This is a genomic window from Mycobacterium sp. IDUB_17 (assembly GCF_055419465.1).
Map to the genome: position 1 here is coordinate 97,695 of NZ_JBVAXS010000008.1, position 21,272 is coordinate 118,966.

Genomic DNA, 21,272 nt, shown 5'->3' on the forward strand with positions numbered 1-21,272 from the left:
CGTCCTGAGTTACTCGGCGACGACGCCACGCAGGCCGTCGACGCCGTACAGCGGCTCCAGCATTCCCGAGATGTCGGGACCACGGCGCAGGCTGTGCCCACCGTCGACGCCGATGGACTGACCGGTGATCCAGCCCGCGGCGTCACTGAGCAGGAACACCGCCAGGTTGGCGATGTCCTCGACCTCACCGAACCGCGGCATCGGCGTGCAGGCCTTGTAGTCGTCGCGAGCTTCCGGGAGCTCGAAGACCGGGCCGACCATCTCGGTGCGGGTCAAGCCGGGCCGGATGCTGTTGAACCGCACCGAGGACGGCCCGAGCTCGTCGGCGGCCAGCTTGAGCAGATGATCGAACGCCGCCTTGCTCACGCCGTACGCACCGAACCACCGGTGGGTGTTGGTCGAGGCGATCGACGAGATGCCGACGAACGAACCGCCGCCGGCGCGGACCATCTCCCGGCCGGCGTGCTTGATCAGGTACATCGTTCCGTTGACATTCAAATCGACCGTCTGGCGCCACAGTTCGGAGTCGATCTGGGTGATCGGACCGATGGTCAGCGACCCACCGGCACTGTGCACCACACCGTGCAGCTGGCCGTTCCAGGCGGTGGCCGCGTCGACCGCGCGGCGGACCTCGTCCTCGTCGGTGACGTCGGCAGGTTCGTAGCGCACCGATCCGGGTCCCTGGGCACCGAGCTCCTCAGCGGCCGCGCTCAGCTTGTCGGCATTGCGCCCGATCAGCAGGGCATTACCGCCGGCGGCGACGATGGCAGCCGCGGCGCCCTTGCCGATGCCGCTACCACCACCGGTGACAAGATAAGTTCGATCCTCTAACGAAATGTGCATGGTCATGGTGTATCACGCCGAGCGGGCTTGGGAGCCCCCAACGTCCGCCAGTCGGGAACATCGGGCGGCATGCCCACCGGCCAGCGGTTCTCGTTGGCCGACGCCCAGTGCGCGTGCCCGAGTTCGTGAATGTGGAAGGCATGGCGCAGCGCTTCGGTGAAGCCCATCGCGTCGCTGGCCGCGTTGACGGAATCCTTGATCAGCAACGCTGCCATCGTCGGCCGTTCGGCGATGCGCCGCGCGAATTCCAGTGTCTTGTCTTCGAGTTCGTCGCGCGCGAAAACCTTGGACACCATGCCCAACCGGTAGGCCTCATCGGCATCGATCGAATCACCGGTCAGCAGTAGCTCTTTGGCCTTGCGGGCCCCGAACTCCCACGGGTGGGCGTAGTACTCGACGCCCGGCATCCCCATCCGCACCCCGACGACGTCGCTGAACTTGGCGTCATCGGCGGCCACGATCAGGTCGCAGGCCCAGATCAGCATCAGGGCCGCCGAGATCGCGTTGCCCTGCACCTGGGCGATGGTGATCTTGCGCAGATCACGCCACCGCCGGGTGTTCTCGAAGTAGAAGTGCCACTCCTGCAGATAGGTTCGCTCGGTGACGCCGGCCGCGGTGGCACCGTGGGAGCGGAACGTCGGGTGTTGGGTCGGTCCCGGCTGACGCTCGGCCAACGCTTCTTCGGAACCGAGGTCATGGCCCGCCGAGAAGTTCTTGCCACGCGCACCCAGGATCACCACGCGGACCGCGTCATCGGCCTCGGCCCGGCCGAACGCCTCGTCGAGTTGCACCAGCAGTGTCCGGGACTGGGCGTTCTGCGCGTCCGGACGGTTCAGCCAGATCCGGGCGATGCGTCCGTCATCGAGTGTCTCGTACTCGACCTGGCGGGCTGTGTCGTCGGCACTGACCATTTCGGACCACCTCTTAGGCAGAGTAAGTACGTTACGGACTGCACACTACGTGTATCGCGCAACCGGGCTCACACCGGGATCACAGCTACTTCACAGCGGGACGTCCGGCACCGTCGAACCCGGGCTAATTACGCAGCTATTTTCCCTTGTAAAGAGTAGGATGCCGATAGGCAACGACATCATCTACAACCGTCGCCAGACCACTTCGGCCGGATCATCAGCAAATCTTCCAAGGCCCTCAAGAGAAAGCATGACAATGGCTATCTCCCCATCCAGCATCCGTCGCTTCGCCGTCGCGGCAGGCATCGCAGCAGCCATGGCCGCGGCCCCCACCCTGACGGTGCTGTCGACACCCTCTCAGTCACTGGCCTCGTGCCCCAACGGGGAAACCGAGGACACCTTCACCAACATGTGCGTCCCCGACATCGTGCCGAACTCTCCGAACGCCTTCAGCCCGACCGCAGGCAACCCGAACCTGCCGTCGGTGAACGTGCCCGATGGTGGCGGCTCCATCCCCTGCACCGGCGCCAACTCCGGCCAATGCATCGGCCTGGCCGAAGAGCAGCAGGCCGAAGGGCCTGAACCTGTTCCGCAGTCGACGGTGGGCAGCAGCCCGACCGTGCACGGCTCCATCGGCTGACCCAGCCGTACTGCAGAGATCCCACAGTAAACCCTCAGTAGTCCTAGACTGCTGAGGTGAAATCTCTTGTCGCGCCCGTCGTGCTGACTGCCGCCGGCGCCGGTTACGCACTGTCCCTGTGGCTGGGCGCGCCGATCGCACATGCGACGTGCACGTCCGGTGAGGAAGAGGACGTCTACACGACCACGTGCACCCCTTTTCTGGTGCCGAATTCACCGTCGCCGTTCAGCGCGATCCCCGGCAATCCGGATTTGCCGGCGGTGGACCTCCCCGGCGGAGGCGGAGCCATCCCCTGCACCGGAGGAAATGCCGGTGAGTGCATCGGCCTGGCCGAGGAGGACGAGGCCGAGGGGCCGCGGGCAATTCCCCGGTCGACCATCAGCGCCAGCCCGTAGAACTCCCAGCCAACTGGTAGATCTGATGCAGATCTCTCACAGCCTCCATACAATCCCACCGAACGAACAATCGAATACCTAGAGAAAGAATGACGATGGCGACCTTCCCGATCTCGATGCGACGACTGATCTTTGCCGGCGGATTTGCGGTCGCCGCAGCCACCGCCCCGGCGATCGCAGCCTTCGCCGTACCCATGTCGACCGGCCCGGCGGTGGCCTGCCCGACGGGCGAGGAGGAGGACCTCTACACCGGCAACTGTGTCCCGCACACCGTGCCGAACTCCCCCGGCTCGTTCAGCAGCAACGCGGCCAACCCCGATCTGCCCTCGGTGAACCTGCCCAGCGGCGGCGGCTCCATCCCCTGCACCGGCGCCAACTCCGGCGAGTGCATCGGCCTGGCCGAGGAAGCGCAGTCCGAGGGCCCGCAGCCGGTCCCGGAGTCCACCGTCGACAGCAGCCCGACCGTGCACGGCTCCATCGGCTGACAGCGTGAGGCGACCGGGGATCTCCCGGTCGCCTACAGTTGTGTCATGCCTGCGAAAACTGATACCGCCGAGATCGACGACGTCGAGCCACTCGCCGACAGCACCGCCAGCCAGGCCCGCCGCGTCGTGGCGACCTATGCGACCGACGCCGACGAGTGCCGGATGTTCCTGTCCATGCTCGGCATTGGGCCCTCGAAAACCGAGGCGTAAGTGAGTCCGGAGGGCGGCCCAAAGGCCGCCTCCGGTAACTCCGACTTTGTCGTGGTGGCCAATCGGCTGCCCATCGACATGGAGCGGTTGCCGGATGGCAGCACGACATGGAAGCGCAGCCCCGGCGGACTGGTGACCGCACTGGAACCGCTGCTGCGTAAACGGCGTGGCGCGTGGATCGGCTGGGCCGGCATCCCCGACAGCGGCGAAGAACCCTTCGTTGAAGAGGGCGTGCAGCTCTACCCCGTGGAACTGTCCGCGCAGGACGTCGCGGACTACTACGAGGGATTCTCGAACGCCACCCTGTGGCCGCTGTACCACGATCTGATCGTCAAACCCGTGTACCACCGCAAGTGGTGGGACAGCTACGTCGACGTGAACCGGCGTTTCGCCGAAGCCACGGCCCGGGCCGCCGCACCCGGCGCCACGGTCTGGATCCAGGACTATCAGCTGCAGCTCGTCCCCAAGATGCTGCGCATGCTGCGTCCCGACGTCACCATCGGCTTCTTCCTGCACATCCCGTTCCCGCCGGTCGAACTGTTCATGCAGATGCCGTGGCGCACGGAGATCGTCGAAGGCCTGCTCGGCGCCGATCTGGTCGGATTCCACCTGGCCGGAGGTGCACAGAACTTCCTCGTCCTGGCCCGGCGCCTCGTCGGGGCCAACACCTCACGCGCCTCGATCGGCGTGCGTTCACGCTTCGGTGAGGTCTCCTACGGCTTCCGCACCATCACGGTCGGGGCCTTCCCCATCTCGATCGACTCGGCCGATCTGGACGCCAAGGCCCGCAACCGGTCGATCCGGCAACGCGCCCGGCAGATCCGCTCCGAGCTCGGCGACCCGCGCAAGATCCTGCTCGGCGTCGACCGGCTCGACTACACCAAGGGCATCGACGTGCGGCTGCGCGCGTTCTCCGAACTGCTCGAAGAGCAGCGGGTGAAACGCGACGACACCGTCCTGGTTCAGTTGGCCACCCCCAGCCGAGAACGCGTCGAGAGCTACAAGGTGATGCGCGAGGACATCGAGCGTCAGGTCGGGCACATCAACGGCGAGTACGGCGAGGTCGGGCACCCCGTGGTGCACTACATACATCGGCCGGTGCCCCGCGACGAGCTCATCGCGTTCTTCGTCGCCGCAGACGTCATGCTGGTCACCCCGCTGCGGGACGGAATGAACCTGGTGGCCAAGGAGTACGTGGCGTGCCGCAGCGACCTCGGGGGTGCACTGGTGCTCTCCGAGTTCACCGGTGCGGCGGCCGAGCTGCGCCAGGCCTACCTGACCAATCCGCACCATCTCGAGGGTGTCAAGGATGCGATCGAGGCGGCGCTGGAACAGAGCCCCGAGGAGGGCAAGCGCCGGATGCGCGCGCTGCGCCGGCAGGTGCTGGCCCACGACGTCGACCGGTGGGCACGCGCCTTCCTCGACGCGTTGGCCACGGCTAAGACGGCCGAACACACCCTCACGAACAACTCGTAACGCGACACTGACGGCGGCAGTGAGGCATTGCGCCGCCACGGCACCGCTTTTCTTGTCCGCGTGAGGGATTCGTGTATTCGAGCCTCCGAATCCCTGGGTAGGCTGTCGGCGTGGCATCCTACGTGACCCCGAAGCGAATCCGTCTGGCGCGCAAAATGACTGTGATACCACGGATCGGCGACACGCTGGGCATGATGTTCGACCCGACGCATTACCTGGTCGACAAGTACAAGCAGCACGGCCCGGTGTCGCAGCTGAACACGCTGTATCAGACCTACACGGTGCTGGCCGGCGTCGAAGCATCGGCGTTCATGAGCAGTCGCGAGGGCCGGGAGTGCCTCAGCGTCGGTGATTCGTGGCGTTTCGTCGAAGAGCAGTTCGACGCAAGCCAATCGCTGGTCACCGTGGACGGCAAAGAGCACAAGGAACTGCGCGGGATGCTCCAGCGTGGCTACTCGCGCGACGCGATCATGGGCCGTTATCCCGAAGCGGTGGATCTGGTGGACAAGGCGATCGCCAAGGACTGGGCACCAGGGTCACGCGTGCGGGTCCTACCCTCGATGCAGGCCCTGTCGATCTCGCAGGTGGGGGTGTTCGCGGCGGGAGTGCAACCCAACGACGCGTACGTGGCCGACGTCGGGTTCGTCGCCAGCCAGGTACTCAAAATCGCCCCGGTGCAACAGATCCCGAAGACACTGTTGCGCCGGCGCAACTTCCTGACGGCGCGTAACCGGGTGGTCGAGATCGCCAAACATGCGATCGACCACACCCGCACTTCGACCGGACTCCAGGGCTGCGGAGCCAAATCGACCCTCATCGAAGACATCGTGTCGTCGCACGCCGACAATCCCGATCCGGTCAAGCGGAACAACATGGTTTTCAACGCGGTGCTTCCGTACTTCGCCGGTGTGGAGACGACGTCCGCCACCGCGACCTACGCGTTGTACCTCATTCTCAAACATCCAGATGTCCTGGAGCGCATCCACTCCGAGGTCGACGAGCTGTTCTCCGGTGAGATCACCCATGAGCGACTGTTCGACACCACGCCCACCCTGAACGGCGCGATCATGGAGGCGATGCGGCTGCATCCGGTCGCCGCGACGATGGTGCGGGTGGCGGCCAAGGACTTCGAGTTCAACGGCCACCGAATCCGCGAGGGCGACAAGGTTTTCGTCGCGACCTCGGTGCCTCATTTCCTCGACGACTGCTTCACCGATCCGACCACGTTCAACGTGGACCGGTACCACGGCCGCAACGCCGAACATCGTGTCGCCGGTGCGTACTCACCGTTCGGGCGCGGGCCCCACATGTGCATCGGGAAGGGTCTGGCCGAAGCCCTCATGCAGATCTCGTTGGCCCGCCTGCTGTATCGGCTGGACCTGCGGCTGACACCGGGCTACCAGCTCAAGAAGCGGTTGGCGTCGACCACCCCCTCGCAGAGGTTCTTCGTCGAGGTCGCCGGCACCCGACGCTAGTCCCGGGGGTCGAGACGAAAGATCCTCAGTTCACGTTGCGCGCGATCCTGGCACTGCCCGTAGTAGGGCGAGATATGCAAGACCCGCTGCCAGATTTCGTCGCGCTCGGCGTCCTCGATATGCACTGCGGCGCAGTTGCGCTCGCGGCCGTTGACATTGATCGCACACTCGCTGTTCCGTAGCAGCCAACCGGTCCACAGCGGGTGCTTCGGCTGGCCCCAGTTCGTGCCGAGAACGTAGATACCGCCGTCGATCGAGACATACTGCAGGGGCACCACAGCCCGGTCTCCATTGCTCCTCGTGACGAGCAGGGTGAGCGACGGTATGCGCGATACCGACGTGGTGGTCCAACGCCCACGGGTGAGTCGGTAGAGCAACCGATCGGACGCGACCGTCATCCGGCGGACCGGCCAGGCACGCTCGCTGTGGCCAATTGCCCGGACGCGGTCGCGCACGATGCCGATCGCGCCCGCGCGAGCACCATCGGCTTCCGTCCATTCGTCGTGAGTTGAAATGTGCGTTCTCCTCTTCCGTTGTCAAACCTGGTCGGGGCCATAGATGTATCCCCCAACCAAACCCATCAAAGTCGTGCTCGGCAGCGCCCTCCGCGGCCGCGGCTCAACACTTACCTCACCCATTTTCGGTCAGGTTGGTACGTTGGTGTTCCATCGACGGCGGCATCCCAGGTAGGGTCAACCTATGGAACGTCTGACCGGTCATGATGCGAGCTTCCTCTACCTCGAGACACCCACGCATTACCACCAAAGCGTTGGCCTCATCGTCCTCGATCCCTCGCCCATGCCCGGCGGCTACAGCTTCGACACCATCCGGAATTGGCTGGCCGAGCGGATGGCCGGCATCCCGATCTATGCCGAAAAGGCTTATGACCCATGGTATAACCTCGGCCATCCGGTCTGGGCGGCCGATGAATCATTCGACCTGGACCGCCACGTGCACCACCGGAGCCTGCCGGCGCCCGGCTCCAGAGAACAGCTGGCAGAGATCATCGGTGAGATCTGCGGAAAGCCTTTGGACCCTGCGCTTCCGCTGTGGGAGATGACGATCGTCGACGGGCTGGACGACGGCAATGTCGCGGTGATCCTCAAGCGCCACAACGCGAGTCTCGATGGTGTGAGCGGTAATTCGCAGTTGGGACAGCTGTGCGGCAACGAAGCCACCGAGTACTCGATAGTCCGCAATGCCGGGCCCGCGCAGCCGGCTGCGATCGCCCGGTCCGGCCTCAAGGAATTCGCCGCCAAGCCCGTGAAACTGGCACGGCTCCTTGGTAAATCGCTGGTGGACAAGGCGATGAAGAAGACGCCGCAGTTGCCCGATGGTGTCCCCAAATCCCTTTCGGCGCCGCGAACCTCGTTCAACACCACCCTGACCGAGAACCGCAATGTCGCCTGGGCCACCTTTCCGATGGCCGAGATGAAGCAGGTCAAGCGCGAACTCGGCGTCACCCTCAACGACGTCATCCTTGCGCTCACCTCCGCCGCCTTGCGCAACTACCTACTGAGCCGAAACGAACTGCCCGACACACCACTTCAAGCCTTTGTCCCCGTCTCCGTGCACGACATGCCCGGCCAGCACGGACGCAACCAGACCACCGGTCTACTGACCAGCCTGGAGTCCGGGATGACCGACCCGGTCGATCGCGCGCTGGCGATCGCGGCGAGCACCAACGCAGCCAAGGAACACGCAGCAGCTTTGGGCCCCAGCCTGTTCCACGATTGGTTCGAGTTGGCCGGCCGGTACTGGGGCACCTTTCTGCGGTGGTACTCCCGGCTCCGCCTGGCCGATCGTCACGCCGTGATGCAGAACATCGTGGTGTCCAACATGGGTGGCCGACACCGTGATCTGTACTTCGCTGGTGCGCGGGTGATCGACTTCTTCCCATTCGGCTCCCTGTTCGACGGCGGTGCCATCTTCGTCGGTGTCGCCAGCATCGAAGATCAGCTAAACATCGGCCTGATCGCGTGCCCGGAGATCGTTCCGGACCTCGACGGCATCGCTGACGGGTACCTCGCCGCCTTTGCCGAGCTGCGCCACGCGCTCGACGAGCGCGCCAACCTGGCGGCGGACACCGAAGGAAGCGAAGGCAGCTATGTTGCGAACTAGGTTGGCGTAGACGGTAGTAACCGTGAACCCGCCGAATCCGCGTTGCAGGCGGTCCACCACCTCCGCCATTGCACCGGCCGGCGGGAATATCGGCGGGAAGAATCGCCCGCGGCCGAGGATCACGCCACAGCGTCGGAGTATGAGGTCCTCGATCGACTGATCGATCATCTCGGACAACACCGTGTTCTCGCGGAACGGGAAGTACCGCCGGTCGATGTCGATCCGCACGTGCGCGCCGGTCCCCTCGACCGACCGGATCAGCGGCGACTCGGCAGTCAGCGCCTGCAGGCCGCGCAGCAGGGTCTCTCGTTCCGTTCGCCGCTGCTCATGCGATGCCGGATTATCAACCGCCCGCAAGGCATTCACAGCGATGTGCGCGCCCAGGTTGTTGTGATAGCGGCCGCGCAGCCGCTGCACCGCCGCCATGTTCGTCGCCTCGGCATCGGCAACCACCCCGGCACGGGCGAGCGTGGCCGCTACGGGAATGGTCATGTCCGACAGCGGTTTCGCCAGCGTCACGATGTCAACGACGTCGCCCAGCACACCTTGGTGGTACAGGAAGGTGTCGGCGCTTCGCCACACACCGGTGAGCACCTCGTCGACTCCGACGATGAAGCCCCTCGTGGCCTTGGCCTCCGCAACGAGGCGCAGCAATTCCGGCGGGATGATCTCGCAGGTGGTGCCCTGAATCAGTTCACCCCAGAACAAGCCGACCTGCGGATCATCGAGCGCGCTGCGCAAATCCCGGGCGGCGTTGGGCGAGAACGGATCGACGAACACCACGTCGGAGTAGTACGGCTCGAAGGCCCCCGGGAGGCTGGCCGAGCGTTGTGGTCCGTATCGGCTGACGTTCAACGTCGCAATGGTCTTACCCGAGAAGTTGCCCGAGAAGGTCACGATTCTGGGCCGGTCGGGCCGGGCAAGGCGCGCCAGCACGAGGGCGTTCTCGACACTCGTGGCGCCGCTCACCGCGGGGAATACGTCGTCGAATCCGCTTCGATCACAGAGGAACCCGGCGAGCTGACCGACATAGTCGATGTCCGGGTCGTGGGCAGCCAGCGCCTCGTCCAGATCGGGCAGATTGTGCCCGCGCAGGTTCGCGCCGGTGCCGCAGGCGCAGTCCAGCAGTGACCGACCGTCCCGCAGGCTGATCTGCATGCCATCCGCGCGGTCGAAATCGAAGTCGAGGCCGAACGCCTCCATCATGTCGGCTGCGCTCGGATTCACGTAGCGCCGGAAGTATTCGTTGCGGGTCTTGCGGTCAGTCTCGATCTTGGCGAGTATCCGCTCCTGATCGGCGGTTACGTATCCCTTGTCGCGCAACGTGTTCACCACCAGTGTCAGCGCGGTGGCGCCGGCGGCGAAGGTGGAGGTCTGCGCCATGGCGTCGACGGGGTTGTTCCAGACTCGATACGCGTCAGGCGTCATGACGTAGCAGCCGAACGGCACCTGGTAGTCGGTCATGTTCTCGCCGTAGACGTACACGTCGGCGTCGGTGCGACCTGGCCACCAATCCCCCGCGGGCGGCAACGGGCGAGTGTCACAGACGATCCGCATGATTCGGCGGTCCGCGGCGGCCGCCAGCAGTTCGTCGAGGTTCTCGCCACCGTCGGCGAGGACCAGCACCGCTGACCACGGACGATCGTCCAGGGCGGCCAGTGCGTCGGCGGTGGTGGGCACAAAGCTCAGGTGCCGCGCCAGCGCGCGTTCCCCGCCCTCGGCGAGCGGGTCGAAGTAGTGGCTCAGGCGTCCGTCGTTGTCCACCACCAGGATCCAGCTGTCCGCCGAGCGGAAGTCGTCGACCTTGCTGGTCTGGCGCACCAAGCGGATCGCTCCGGACACTGCCTCCTCCAGCGAGTTCCCGAAGTACGTGACGCGGTCGGCCTGCGGCCCGTGCAGTGCGTCCAGCAGGTAGCCGACCTGCGCGCACTCGATGGTGATAGCCAACCCCGCGAACAGGATATTGGGCCGCTTGCGCCGGTTCAGATCGCGGATCGTGGCGATCGTGGATTCGCGGGCCGGTGTATAGCGCTGGTAGTCCACTACTGGAGACTCCTCGGTTGTCATTGGTTGGGTCGCGCGGAACTCACCAGGTCGGCGCAGCGCACCCCGGCGACGCCCAGGTTGAGGTTCAACGCCAGGTCCACGCCGTACGCGAAGTTGTCGGTGAGCGAGAAGTTGTCGTCGGACACGGTGAACCGCCGCTGATGGACGATCCGGGCGACCGTCAGCGGGATGATCACCTCGGCGATCCGCTTCCCCATGCACAGGTGATGCCCACGGCCGAAGGGCGAGTACGCGCCGGGCTGCAGGTGTTCCTTGCGGCCATCCAGATAGCGGCCCGGATCGAAGAGGTGAGGGTCGGGAAAGAACGACGGCATGAAGTGCGACACGCTGGTGGCGATCATGACGCGCTCGCCCGCCCGGATCGGATGACCCTTGTAGACGAAATCTGTTCGGGCATGGCGCATCAGGACGGGGACCGACGGGTACAACCGCATGGTCTCCTTGAGCACCGCATTGAGTACCGGCGTGGCCTCGAACAGCGCTTCCTCGTTGAGTTCGGGGAGTGCGAAAAGCCGGTCCGCCTCCGCCGTCACCGTCTCGTAGAGGTCCGGCCGCTGCGTGAGGAGATACAGGATCGTCGAGATGGTGTTCGATGCGGTGTCCAACCCGGCCATGAACGGAACGAAAAGGTTCAGCGGCAGCTCGTAATCGGTCATCTTGTCCGGATGGGTTCGGTTGGCCTCGACCAGGTCATCGAGCAGTCGACGGCCGAAGTCATCGATCTGGCCATCGTCGGAACGGGCCCGGAACACCGTGAGCAGTTCCTGGGCGATGGCGTGCATCCGCGCCTTCGCCGAGCGGTATCGCGGAAGCTTGAGCATGAAGGTCGGCCACCGCCCGAGCAGACACACATTGGTCGACCAATGCACCAACGTGCGCAACTGGTCCACGTCGTCGAAGAACACCCGGTCCGCGACCGCGATGCTGATCTGCCGAATCACGATCCGCTGCACGGACTTCACCGCGGGCACGACGCTGCCGGGCTGCCAGCCGTCGGCCAGCCAGTCGTCGATGATCTCGATCAACCGGTCATAGCGACCGTCCAGCGCATGCCGCGAATAGCCGTGCCGCATGAGGTCGCGAAACCAGGTGTGCAGATCGCCGTCGTCGCTCACCACCGACTTGTCGGCGCCGTATTCGGCGATCATCCTCGACCAGGACGGTTTGGACTCCAGACACTCCCGGCCCTCGGCCGATCCGACGAACATCGCCGCATCCGGTCCGGCGAGCACCACGTACCGGTTGTTCAGTGCCCGAACCCGGAACACCGGGCCGTATTCGCTATAACAGCGGGTCAGGAACTGGGGTAGCTGGTAGTACATCGGCACGGTGTTCCCCAGCACGGGTAGGCCCTTGACCGTCGGTGTGGCGTGCGATTTCTCCATAAGCCTTCCTTGCACAGAACGGCATTACCCGGGCCCAATAGTTGACAGAATTTGCATTCACATCGAGGCGCCGTGCCGTACATCGGTGACCGGTCCCGGCCCGTCCGGAGGCGCACCTTTCCGCAACGCGGCACGCCGGTACGTCGCGCTGGGCCAGCCGCGACTCCGCGAATCAGTACCCGGCACTTCGGCGATCAACCTGCGGTTACCGGCTCAATAATTACGACAACCGCCAATATATACCATCCGGTACGGACACGTACCCACAGCGGACGCATGGCGTGAACCAAACGCAGGAGAAACGCCGAACAAGCCCAGCGACGGCGCGTACATCAGAAGAATCCCCGGAAACTTGTACCGGATGACGTCCGGTCACATCGGGAGTGAAGGCGGGGACCAAACTCCCCGTGGCGGCGATGCCGCCTGCGCCGATTCAGTGCAGCGCGAGTTGCACGTCGAGCGGGTGAGCGCCCCGACGTGTCCAGTTACCGTCGAATGTCTAGATCGGGTTGATCGCGTTGATCAGCCAGTCCCCGCCGATCTTGCGGTAGTCGACCTTCAACCGGCTGCCGTCGTACAACGGCTGGCGAGACTGATCCGTCACCGTGCGGTTCATGTACACCAGCACCGATCCCGACTCGCGTTCTGCGGTCATGACGCCGATGCCGACGACGCTGATCTGGACGACGAGCTGACGCTTGCGTGCCTCAGGGATGACCTTGGCGGTCGCGTCCTGTTCGAACTGTTGCCGGAAGTCCGGGGCGAGCAGCGGATAGGTTTCCATCAAGCTGCGCTCGACGGTCTGATAGTCGTAGCCGAACACCTTGGGGATCTGATCGGCCGCCACGGCGGGCAACTCGGCCCGGGTGGCCTCCTGGCCGCGTTGCGTGACGCGGTTCCAGTACAGCGATCCGCCGACTGCTCCCAGCGCGACGAACGCCACCGTCAGAAGACCGATCAGCAGGCCAAAGAGCTTCGAGCGCATCAGTTTCCACCGTCGGGGTACTTGAGGTCATATCCGGTCATGTGCCCGTTGTCGTCCTCGTGAACGATCACCCGCAGGCGGTACGGCCGGGTCGGAGAATTGACGCCGTCCACGTCGGTGACCGTGACGCGCACCGCCACCAGCACCGAGGCGTTCCCGGCGATCTCGTCGACCTTCTCCAGCGCCGCGGCGTTGATCACCGCCTCCGAGCTCGCATTCGTGTCGCGGAACAGCGCCTTGAGGTTGTCGGCGTTGCTCCCCTGGCTCATCATGTCGCGCAGTGGGCCGCTGGTGCCGTCGATGAAGCGGTTGACGCTCTCGTCGATCGTGTCCTGGGTGTAGCTGAACATGTTGATCACGGTCTGCTTACCGGCGGCGACGAAGTTCTCATCGCGGGCCTGCACGGCATCCACCGCATGCTGCTGATCGCGCATGACGTAGGCCAGCACTCCCAGCGCCGCGGTGGACACCGCGAGGACCAGGACCGTCACCAACGCCACCAGGCTGCCGTGGGCACGCCGCCGGGGCGGCGCCTTGAGTGGCGTCGGTTGCGGCGACCTGGTCACCGTGGTGGTCAATGAATCGACCACCACGGTGGATGTCGTCACCTCTACGGCGGTTGCGGCCCCGGTCGGGCCGGCCGCCCTGGACGCGCGCCTACGCACCGGCCTCTGGTTCGAGGCCGTTTCTTCCGTCATCAAGCCTGCCTTGGATCCAGCATCAGGTCTACCCAGGTCTCCGCGGGTGCCAACTTGTCGGCGCCGGCTGCGTACACACCGGTGCCTCCTTCGGCGTCTGCGAAGACCCCACTGTGCTGATCGTAGGTGCCGATCCCGGGAGCGCTGGCCAGAGGTGGTGCCTCGGCCGGCAAGGGCGCTTCAGGAGCCGGTGCCGGCGCTTCCGGCGCCGGTGCGGCTTCGGGTGCTCCCGGAGGCGTCCGGCCGTACGGCGGCACGATCTGGTCCGGCGGCGCGAAGTACGGCCACGGCGGCGGCGGTGTTCCCGGCTTGTTGGGCGGCACCGGTAGCGGGAACGGCGCGTGCGGCGCCGGGCCCGGACCTGGCTGAACCCCGGGCGGCAACTGCACCGCCGGCGGGCCCGGATCCGGATCGACCTGCGGCGGGATGTTCGGGAACTTGTTGGGCGGCAGGATGTTGCGCCCGTCCTCGATCGGTGTCCCGTAGGGCACCGGCGGACCGCGCCAGGGGTTACTGCCCAGTGGCACATAGCCCTTGGGATCGCGGCACAGCTGGATGGTGGGTGCCCGCTTTCCTGGGAACTCCATGCACGGGTAGTTACGCGCACCGCGAACCACTGCCGGATCGTTCTGCGCGGTCTTGCAGTACAGATCGGACGGAAGCTCGCGCAGCGTCTCGTCGGCCGGTGACCGGATCGAGGTCGCCGGGATGAAGCCTGTCGAGCACGGCGGCGGGTCCTGCAGGTCGATCTTGAAGTCCAGCTTGGCGCCCTCGTCGGCAGGTGCCCCGCCGGCCACGGTCTGCAGCGCAGCGATCAGCGCCGGGAAGATCACCAGCGCCTGCTCGATCGACTTGCTGTAGATCACGCCGATCCGGCCGACGTTGGCCAGGTTGGCCGCCAGCACCGGGAACGTCGGCCGGATACCAGTGAACGCGGTATTGGCAGCCTCGGTGGCGCCCGGAACAGTCTTGAGGGTGGTGCGCAGCTGCGGATCGGCCTTGTTGACCTCGCCGGTGAAACGGGCCAACCCGTCGGCCAACGACCGGATGTTGTCGCCGCTGCGTATCTGCGCTTCCAGGAACGGCCCGGCCTGGTCGATCAGCTGAGTGGTCTGACCGTAGTTGGCGTTGGCCTCGTCGATCAGCAGCCGTGACGATTCGATCAGCCGAGCCAGCTCCGGCCCCGACCCGTTGAACGCCTTGAATGTCTCACGCAGCAGATCCTGCAGTCGGCTGTTGCCGATGCTGCTCACCAGGGTGTCGGCTTCGTGCAGCAACCCGGCGATGTCCTGGCCGACCCGGGTGTTCTGCTGTTCGATGGTGGCGCCATTGCGCAGCTTGTTGGTCGACGGTGACTCCGGCGGGATCAGATCGATGTACTGCTCACCGACGGCCGAGACACTCTTCACTGTCGCGGTCACATTGTCCGGGATCGCCGTGTTGCTGTTCAGCTGCATCCTGGCGACCACGCCATCGGTTGCCAGGCCCACCGAATCCACCCGTCCCACCGTGACACCGCGGTAGGTGACATTGGCGTTCTGGTAGATCCCGCCACCGGCCAGGAAGTTGGCGTTGACGTGATAGGTGCCGATTCCCACCGCAGCGGGCAGGTGCAGATAGAACAGCGAAATCGCACCGACGGTCAGGACGGTGACGACCCCGAAGATCATCAGCTGCATACGGGTGAGCCGGTCGATCATTACGGCTTCTCCTCGTGCTGGGTGGCAGTTCCGGCCGGGATCTTGAACGGATCGGCGGCCTGACCGGACAGGTTGGCCATCGCCCCGGTCAGGAAGTCCGGCGGATTGATCACCTCACTGAGGTGCTTCATGTTCGGGTCGAAGCCCCCGGTGGTGAAGATCGACTCACCGAACCGGCGCAGGGTCAGGTCAAAGGTGACGTACACGTTCAAGTAGTCGCCTCGCACCGCCTGGCGCAGATACTTGTAGTGGAACGGGAACGTCGGAATGAACTCCAGGTTCTTGATCAAGTCGTCAGCGTTGTCGTTGAGCGCCTTGATCACCGGATAGAGATCCTTCATATCGGCCGCAAAATCGTCCTTGGTCTGCGACAGAATCCGCGAGCCGACCTGGGCGAAGCCGCGCAGCGCGGTGAAGGCATCGACGATGTTGGACCGGTTGTCATTGAGCACCTTGAGCGCGCCGGGCAGCGTGTCGAGCGTGCGGCCCAGGCTGTCCTGGCTCCGGGCCAGGATCGAAGCAAACCGGTTCAACCCGTCGGCCGCGGCAATAATGTCGTTGGTCTGCCGATCCAACGAGGAAGTCAACTCGGCCAGCCGCGGGATCAGATCGGCGAAGGTGCCGGCCCGCCCGGCGACCGCCGCGTAGGCCTCATCGGTGATGTCCTGCAGCGCACCGAGATTGCCCTTGTTGACCACCATGCCCAGCGATGAGAGCACTTCCTCGGTGGTCGGATAACGATCGCTCTGGGACAGCGAGATGTTGGAACCCTGAACCAGGCGCCCCTCGGCCGGTCGATCGACAGGTTCGGCCAACTCGATGTGCTGGGAGCCGAGCAGCGATGTCTGGGCAACGCGCGCAACGGCATTCGCCGGGAGCTTCACGTCACCATCCAGCGACAGTTGCACCGCCGCATAGAAGGTGCCGTCCGAGCGCTGGATCGCATCCACACCCGACACGCTGCCGACGGTGACGTCGTCGACCATCACCGGCGAGTTCTGCGGCAGGGTCGCCACATCGGGCAACTGCACGGTGATGGTGTAGGAACCGGGCCCGTGCCCGGCGGTACCCGGCATGTTCAGCGAGTTGAGTCCGCCGAACTGGCAGCCGGCCAGCAGCACCGCGCCGCTGCCGATCGCCAGCGTGCGGCCACCGATCCGTGATGCCTTGCCCCTCAATGCTTTACCCTTCGTCATCCGCCGGCACCAGCCTCAGCGGGTGCAGACGCGGCAGGCGCCGGCGCGGGTCCAGGTGCGGGTCCTACCCCAGTTCCGGCTGCGGGCGCCGGTGCATCCGGTGGCAGGATCAACGAGCTCAGCGTCGCGTCCGGCGGGATCTGCGGCGGGGTGACGCCAGGAGCGTTCTGCCACTGCAGGTAAGGCACCGGCGTCTCCGACTTTGCTTCAGTTTCGGGGGTGTCATATTGGATCTGCCCCTTGTAGGCAGTGATGCTGTTGATCGGATGGAACAACACCGGCGGATAGTTCATCGTGATGCGGCGCAGCACCGGACCCATCCGCTGCCGGCAGATCTCGGCGCGTTTGTAGTTGTCCGGGGTGGTGCCGGTGTCGAAGTTGCCGCCGCACAGGAACTGCACGGGGTTGGCGAAGTTCGGCAGGGTCAGGAGCCCACCAACGGTGCCCTGCGCCGGGTTGTAGATGTTGTAGAAGTTCGCCAGGCCGTTGGGCGTGACGTGCAGGATCTGTTCGATGTCGTCACTGTGGTCGGTGAGAATCTGGGTGAAGTCGGCCAGCTTGCCCACCTGGGCGATCAGCGCATCGTTGTTCTCGTTCAGGAAACCGCGGACGTCACCGAGGGCCTGATTCAGCGTGCCAAGGGTCTCGTCGAGACCACTGGCACTGTCCGCCAGCACCTGCGACACCGACGCCACGTGATTGGTGAACTGCACGATCTGTTCGTTGCTGTTGGACAGCGCGTCAACGAGGATCTGCAGGTTCTTCACCGTGCCGAACAGATCGGTACGCGAATCTCCCAGCCGCCCAGCGGTTTGGGACAACTCACGCAGCGCATTGCGGAACGAGTCGCCGTTGCCGTCGAACGTCGTCGCGGCCTGGTCGACGAACGCCGCGATCGGGCCCTGCACCGAGTTGGCCTGCGGTCCGAGTTGCGAACTGAGCTGGGTGAGTTGCTCCTTGACCTCGTCCCATTCGACGGGCACGGCGGTGCGATCGAGTCCGATCGACGCGCCGTCGGCGATCACGTCGCCCTCCGTGTAGGCGGGAGTCAGCTGAATGAACCTGGCCGACACCAGGTTCGGCGACAGGATCAGCGCCTTGGCATCGGCAGGCACCTTGACGCCGCGGTCCAGGGTCATCTCGATCTTGACATCCGAAGGCCGCGGTTCGATGGAGTCGATCGTGCCCACCGGCACGCCGACGATCCGCACCTCGTCGCCGGGGTACAACCCGACAGCGTTGGTGAAGTACGCGGTGAGCTTGGGCCCGGTGCGTGACGGCCACACCTGGTACACGCCGACGGCGAGGACCCCCAGCAGCACTGCGGCCAGCGCAATGCGCAACCACCGGTTGCGACCGGATACCGAATTCTGTTGGGTCATGGCGATTTCGGCCTAACGATCGTCCGCTCGGAAATGTAGCCGCGCAACATATCGGACAGGCTGTCGGGCAGTTTGCCCGGCTGGAAGTACGTGTCCAGCAGTACCTCGGCCATCCCGGCCGGCGGCAGGCCGTACAGGTTGATCTGGAAGCCCGGACCGGAGCCGACGACCTCGCCCAGCGCGGTGGCATACCCCGGCAAGCGCTTGAGCGCCTCGCCGATGTGCTCGCGCCGCTCCAGCAGGTTGTCCATCACCAGATTGAGCTTCTCCAGCGCCGGCTTGAACTCCTTGCGGTTGTCGGCGACGAATCCCGAAAGCTGACGCGACACATCGTCGATACCGGCGATCAGGTTGCTCAGCGCCTGTCGGCGTTCATCAAGCGCGGCGAACAGCTGATTGCCGTCGGTCAGCAGCTGGTTCACCTGCCCGGCTCGCTTGGCCAGGAGATCCGACACCCGCTTGGCGTGGGTCAACAACCCCTCGAGGGCCTCGTCCCGCTTGTTGATGGTGCGGGACAGGTTCGTGACGCCGTCGAGGGCACCGCGCAACTGCGGGGTGGCGTCACGCAACGTGTCGGTCAGCGTCTGCAGCGCCTGCTCGAACTTCGGCTTGTCCAACTCGCTGACGTTCTGCCCGAGATCCTGCAGCGCAGTGTTCAGCGTGTACGGAGTCGTGGTGCGTCCCAATGGGATAACCGTCGACGTACCGACGCCCTTCGGAGTTACCGAAAGCGACTTCTGGCCGAGCACCGTATCGGTCTTGATCGCCACCAGCGATTGGTCGCCGACCTTGATGTTGCGGTCCACGGTGAACTTGACTTTGGCCGCGTCGCCGGCCAGGGCGATCCCGGTGACCTTGCCGACCGTGATGCCCGAGATGTTGACGTCGTTGCCCGGCGAGATCCCACCGGCGTCGCTGAAATAAGCCTCGAACTGCTTGCCCTGCGGGAAGAACGGCAGGCCGGTATAGCCGAACGACACCAGGACCAGACACGCCACCACGAAGATGCCGAGAATCCCGGTGCGCACGGGATTCGACTCACGCGAACTACTCATTCGTCGGCGCACACCTCCCCTTGGACGGGTCCGGCGGGCCGCCGAACGGAATCAGGATGTCGCTGCCTGCCGGTCCATTGACCTTCAACCGAACCGAGCAGTAGAAGATGTTGAAGAACGAGCCATAGGCTCCGAGTGCGTTGAGCCGCAGGTAGTTCTCGGCCAGCGGCTCGATGACCTTGTTGACATCGCCCTTCCGCTCGTCCAGGCGCTGCGCAAGCGGGCGGACATTCTCGATGACCCCCTGCAGCGGACGGCGGGACTTCTCCAGCATGTCGGTCAGGTCGTTCTCGGCCGAGGCCAGCGGTGCGATCGCACCGGCGATCGGATCGCGCCCCTCGGCCAGACCGGTGATCAGCTTCTGCAGCTCGTCGACGCTGGTGTCGAACTGAGAGCCCTTCTCGTCCACGGTGCTCAGCACGGTGTTGAGGTTCGTGATCACGTCGCCGATGAGCTGATCGCGGGCGGCCAGGTTCTGGGTGAAAGCGCCGGTGCTGGTCAGCATGTTCGCCAACGCGCCGCCCTGGCCCTGCAGCATCTCGATCACCGCATTGGAGATCTCGTTGACCTTCGCGCCGTCCAGTCCTTTGAGCACCGGCCGCAATCCGCCCAACAGCGCATCGAGGTCCAGGGCCGGCTGGGTGTTCTGGGCCGGGATTGTCCCGCCGGGCGCCAGCTTGCGCAGTTCCCCTGGGCCCGAGGTGATCTCCAGGAAACGATCGCCGACGAGATTCAGGTAGCGCACCTTGGCCTGGCTCGACGTGTAGAGCTGATACCGCTTGTTGACGTCGAAGCTGACATCAACGGTGTTGTCGGAGTTGAGCTTCACCGCGTTGACCTTGCCCACCGGAACCCCGGCGATGCGGACGTCCTGCCCGGCCTTCAGCCGCGACGCCTCGCTGAACGTGGCGTGGTAACCGTGGGCCGCGGCGAAGCGGAACTCGCCGAAGACCACCACCAGCATGGCCGCCACCAGCAGCATCGCAACCGTGAAGATGCCGACCTTGAGCATGGTCCGATCAGTACCCGCGCCGGACGCCATCAGAATCGGTCCCTTTCTGCGAACGCGCCGTTGAACAAGAACTGCAGCGTCGCGGGTGCGTCGAACTGCACCTCGGTGTTCGGCTGGTACGGAACGTACGCGTTGTCGGTGACCACGAACGGGCTGTGATACCAGGTACCGCCGTACTGCTTGGTGGGCACGTCGGGAAGGCCGCGGCAGTTCGGTCCGCCGGAGGCATTCACCATTGGCAGGCTCTCGGGATAGGTGTAGCCCGGGGACCCCGGCAGGAAGTTGGAGTTGACGAACAGTCCTGGGCGGATACCGCCGATGATCGGGGCGAACCGATCAACGCTGATTGCCATGCCTTTCAGGAGGCAACCCAACTCCGGGGAGTAGTCGCCGAGGACCTTAAGCGGTGCCCGCAACCGCTGGATCGCCGCGATGTAGTCGTCAGCCGCCGGTTCCAGGGTGGCGGTGCCATTGTTGGCCAGCCCGGTGGCCGCCAGCAGCGTGGCGTTGAGATTGGTCTTCTCGTCGACGATCGTCTTGTTCAGCGCCGGCACGTTGTCGACGATCCGGGCCAGGTCCGGTCCGGCGTCGCCGTAGATGTTGGCCACCACCGCGGCCTTGGCAAAGTCCTCCTGCAGCGTCGGCAACTTCGGGTTCAGTTGCTGCAGGTAAGAATTCAAGCCTGACAAGGCCGCGCCCGCATCGTCACCATGGCCGCGCAAGCCCTCGCCGAGTGCGGTGAGGGTGGCGTTCAGGCTGACCGGGTCGATCTTGTTGAGCACATCCGACAGCGTCTGGAAGAGCGTGTTCACCTCGAGCTGCACGTCCTTGGCAGCCACCGTGCTACCCGGGCGCAGCGAGGTCGGCTGCGGCTGCGCAGGCGGCTGGAACTCCACCGACTTCGCACCGAAGATCGTGTTGCCCGCGATCCGCACGGTGGCGTTGGACGGGATGTAGCGCATCTCGCCGCGCTTGATGGACAGCGTCAGCTTCGCCTCATTACCGGCGTAGGCGATGTCGGTGACCTTGCCGATCTGGATGCCGCGGTATTTCACCTTGGCGTCGCGCTCCATCACCAGGCCGGCCCGCGGCGCGGTCAGGCTGACGGTGTCGGTCGGCGTGAAGGCCGCCGTGTAGGACAGGTAGGTGAAGACCACTGCGGCGGCCACGATCGCAGCCAGGATCGCAGCGGCGATTCTGACATGACGACGGTGCTTGGAGGGTGCGTCTGCCATA

General features: G+C 65.1%; 19 protein-coding genes and 1 pseudogene. 7 read left to right on the plus strand and 13 right to left on the minus strand.

What is annotated here, in order from left to right; all coding sequences use genetic code 11:
* Nucleotides 1-9: 9 nt before the first annotated feature.
* Complete coding sequence (locus tag ACZYZ7_RS28720; protein WP_135452362.1) at nucleotides 10-843, minus strand: SDR family oxidoreductase; 834 nt, start codon at nucleotides 841-843, stop codon at nucleotides 10-12.
* Between the two features lie 2 nt (nucleotides 844-845).
* The gene (locus ACZYZ7_RS28725; protein WP_135452359.1) at nucleotides 846-1,754 is read right to left on the minus strand and encodes an enoyl-CoA hydratase; all 909 of its coding nucleotides are present in this window, start codon (nucleotides 1,752-1,754) and stop codon (nucleotides 846-848) included.
* Between the two features lie 256 nt (nucleotides 1,755-2,010).
* On the opposite strand from ACZYZ7_RS28725, the gene ACZYZ7_RS28730 reads away from it, so the two are divergent.
* The 6 genes from ACZYZ7_RS28730 to ACZYZ7_RS28755 all read left to right on the plus strand — a co-directional run bounded on the left by ACZYZ7_RS28730 (nucleotide 2,011) and on the right by ACZYZ7_RS28755 (nucleotide 6,435).
* Nucleotides 2,011-2,394 (plus strand): intersectin-EH binding protein Ibp1, encoded by a 384-nt coding sequence (locus ACZYZ7_RS28730; RefSeq protein WP_135452357.1) that lies wholly within the window; start codon nucleotides 2,011-2,013, stop codon nucleotides 2,392-2,394.
* Nucleotides 2,395-2,450: 56 nt separating this feature from the next.
* Nucleotides 2,451-2,789: a hypothetical protein gene (locus ACZYZ7_RS28735; protein WP_450071180.1), complete on the plus strand. Its 339-nt coding sequence runs from the start codon at nucleotides 2,451-2,453 to the stop codon at nucleotides 2,787-2,789.
* A 95-nt stretch (nucleotides 2,790-2,884) separates the two neighbouring features.
* On the plus strand, nucleotides 2,885-3,274 hold the full coding sequence (locus ACZYZ7_RS28740; protein ID WP_135452355.1) for an intersectin-EH binding protein Ibp1: 390 nt from the start codon (nucleotides 2,885-2,887) through the stop codon (nucleotides 3,272-3,274).
* Nucleotides 3,275-3,319: 45 nt separating this feature from the next.
* Nucleotides 3,320-3,484 (plus strand): hypothetical protein, encoded by a 165-nt coding sequence (locus ACZYZ7_RS28745; RefSeq protein WP_090426445.1) that lies wholly within the window; start codon nucleotides 3,320-3,322, stop codon nucleotides 3,482-3,484.
* Nucleotides 3,485-4,960 (plus strand): alpha,alpha-trehalose-phosphate synthase (UDP-forming), encoded by a 1,476-nt coding sequence (locus tag ACZYZ7_RS28750; protein WP_450071182.1) that lies wholly within the window; start codon nucleotides 3,485-3,487, stop codon nucleotides 4,958-4,960.
* A gap of 155 nt (nucleotides 4,961-5,115) precedes the next feature.
* Entirely contained in the window at nucleotides 5,116-6,435 is a 1,320-nt protein-coding gene (locus ACZYZ7_RS28755) for a cytochrome P450 (RefSeq protein WP_463742299.1), read from the plus strand.
* Here the strand turns inward: ACZYZ7_RS28755 and ACZYZ7_RS28760 are convergent.
* A complete protein-coding gene (locus tag ACZYZ7_RS28760) occupies nucleotides 6,432-6,833 on the minus strand; it encodes a nitroreductase family deazaflavin-dependent oxidoreductase (protein WP_463742300.1) in 402 nt (133 codons plus the stop codon). The two genes, ACZYZ7_RS28755 and ACZYZ7_RS28760, sit on opposite strands and share 4 nt — an antisense overlap.
* Before the next feature lie 301 nt (nucleotides 6,834-7,134).
* Here ACZYZ7_RS28760 and ACZYZ7_RS28765 point away from each other — a divergent pair, with 301 nt between their 5' ends.
* The gene (locus ACZYZ7_RS28765; RefSeq protein ID WP_463742301.1) at nucleotides 7,135-8,556 is read left to right on the plus strand and encodes a wax ester/triacylglycerol synthase family O-acyltransferase; all 1,422 of its coding nucleotides are present in this window, start codon (nucleotides 7,135-7,137) and stop codon (nucleotides 8,554-8,556) included.
* Here the strand turns inward: ACZYZ7_RS28765 and ACZYZ7_RS28770 are convergent.
* The 10 genes and pseudogenes from ACZYZ7_RS28770 to ACZYZ7_RS28815 all read right to left on the minus strand — a co-directional run.
* Nucleotides 8,461-10,623: pseudogene (locus tag ACZYZ7_RS28770) on the minus strand (aminotransferase class III-fold pyridoxal phosphate-dependent enzyme); the annotation flags it as partial. The gene ACZYZ7_RS28765 and the pseudogene ACZYZ7_RS28770 sit on opposite strands and share 96 nt — an antisense overlap.
* A complete protein-coding gene (locus tag ACZYZ7_RS28775) occupies nucleotides 10,620-12,008 on the minus strand; it encodes a cytochrome P450 (RefSeq protein ID WP_463742302.1) in 1,389 nt (462 codons plus the stop codon). The gene ACZYZ7_RS28775 and the pseudogene ACZYZ7_RS28770, both read right to left, overlap by 4 nt.
* 499 nt (nucleotides 12,009-12,507) lie before the next feature.
* On the minus strand, nucleotides 12,508-12,993 hold the full coding sequence (locus tag ACZYZ7_RS28780) for a mammalian cell entry protein (protein ID WP_135452347.1): 486 nt from the start codon (nucleotides 12,991-12,993) through the stop codon (nucleotides 12,508-12,510).
* Nucleotides 12,993-13,691, minus strand: a complete 699-nt coding sequence (locus tag ACZYZ7_RS28785; protein ID WP_463742303.1) for a mammalian cell entry protein — start codon at nucleotides 13,689-13,691, stop codon at nucleotides 12,993-12,995. Before ACZYZ7_RS28785 ends, ACZYZ7_RS28780 begins: the two co-directional genes overlap by 1 nt.
* The gene (locus ACZYZ7_RS28790) at nucleotides 13,691-15,391 is read right to left on the minus strand and encodes an MCE family protein (RefSeq protein WP_463742304.1); all 1,701 of its coding nucleotides are present in this window, start codon (nucleotides 15,389-15,391) and stop codon (nucleotides 13,691-13,693) included. Before ACZYZ7_RS28790 ends, ACZYZ7_RS28785 begins: the two co-directional genes overlap by 1 nt.
* Entirely contained in the window at nucleotides 15,391-16,587 is a 1,197-nt protein-coding gene (locus ACZYZ7_RS28795; protein ID WP_463742305.1) for an MCE family protein, read from the minus strand. The genes ACZYZ7_RS28790 and ACZYZ7_RS28795 overlap by 1 nt, the downstream gene beginning before the upstream one ends.
* A complete protein-coding gene (locus ACZYZ7_RS28800; RefSeq protein ID WP_463742306.1) occupies nucleotides 16,584-17,969 on the minus strand; it encodes a virulence factor Mce family protein in 1,386 nt (461 codons plus the stop codon). The genes ACZYZ7_RS28795 and ACZYZ7_RS28800 overlap by 4 nt, the downstream gene beginning before the upstream one ends.
* A complete protein-coding gene (locus tag ACZYZ7_RS28805; protein WP_135452335.1) occupies nucleotides 17,966-19,024 on the minus strand; it encodes an MCE family protein in 1,059 nt (352 codons plus the stop codon). The genes ACZYZ7_RS28800 and ACZYZ7_RS28805 overlap by 4 nt, the downstream gene beginning before the upstream one ends.
* Entirely contained in the window at nucleotides 19,017-20,066 is a 1,050-nt protein-coding gene (locus ACZYZ7_RS28810; RefSeq protein WP_450071190.1) for an MCE family protein, read from the minus strand. The genes ACZYZ7_RS28805 and ACZYZ7_RS28810 overlap by 8 nt, the downstream gene beginning before the upstream one ends.
* On the minus strand, nucleotides 20,066-21,271 hold the full coding sequence (locus ACZYZ7_RS28815; protein ID WP_135452330.1) for an MCE family protein: 1,206 nt from the start codon (nucleotides 21,269-21,271) through the stop codon (nucleotides 20,066-20,068). The genes ACZYZ7_RS28810 and ACZYZ7_RS28815 overlap by 1 nt, the downstream gene beginning before the upstream one ends.
* Between the last annotated feature and the right edge of the window lies 1 nt (nucleotide 21,272).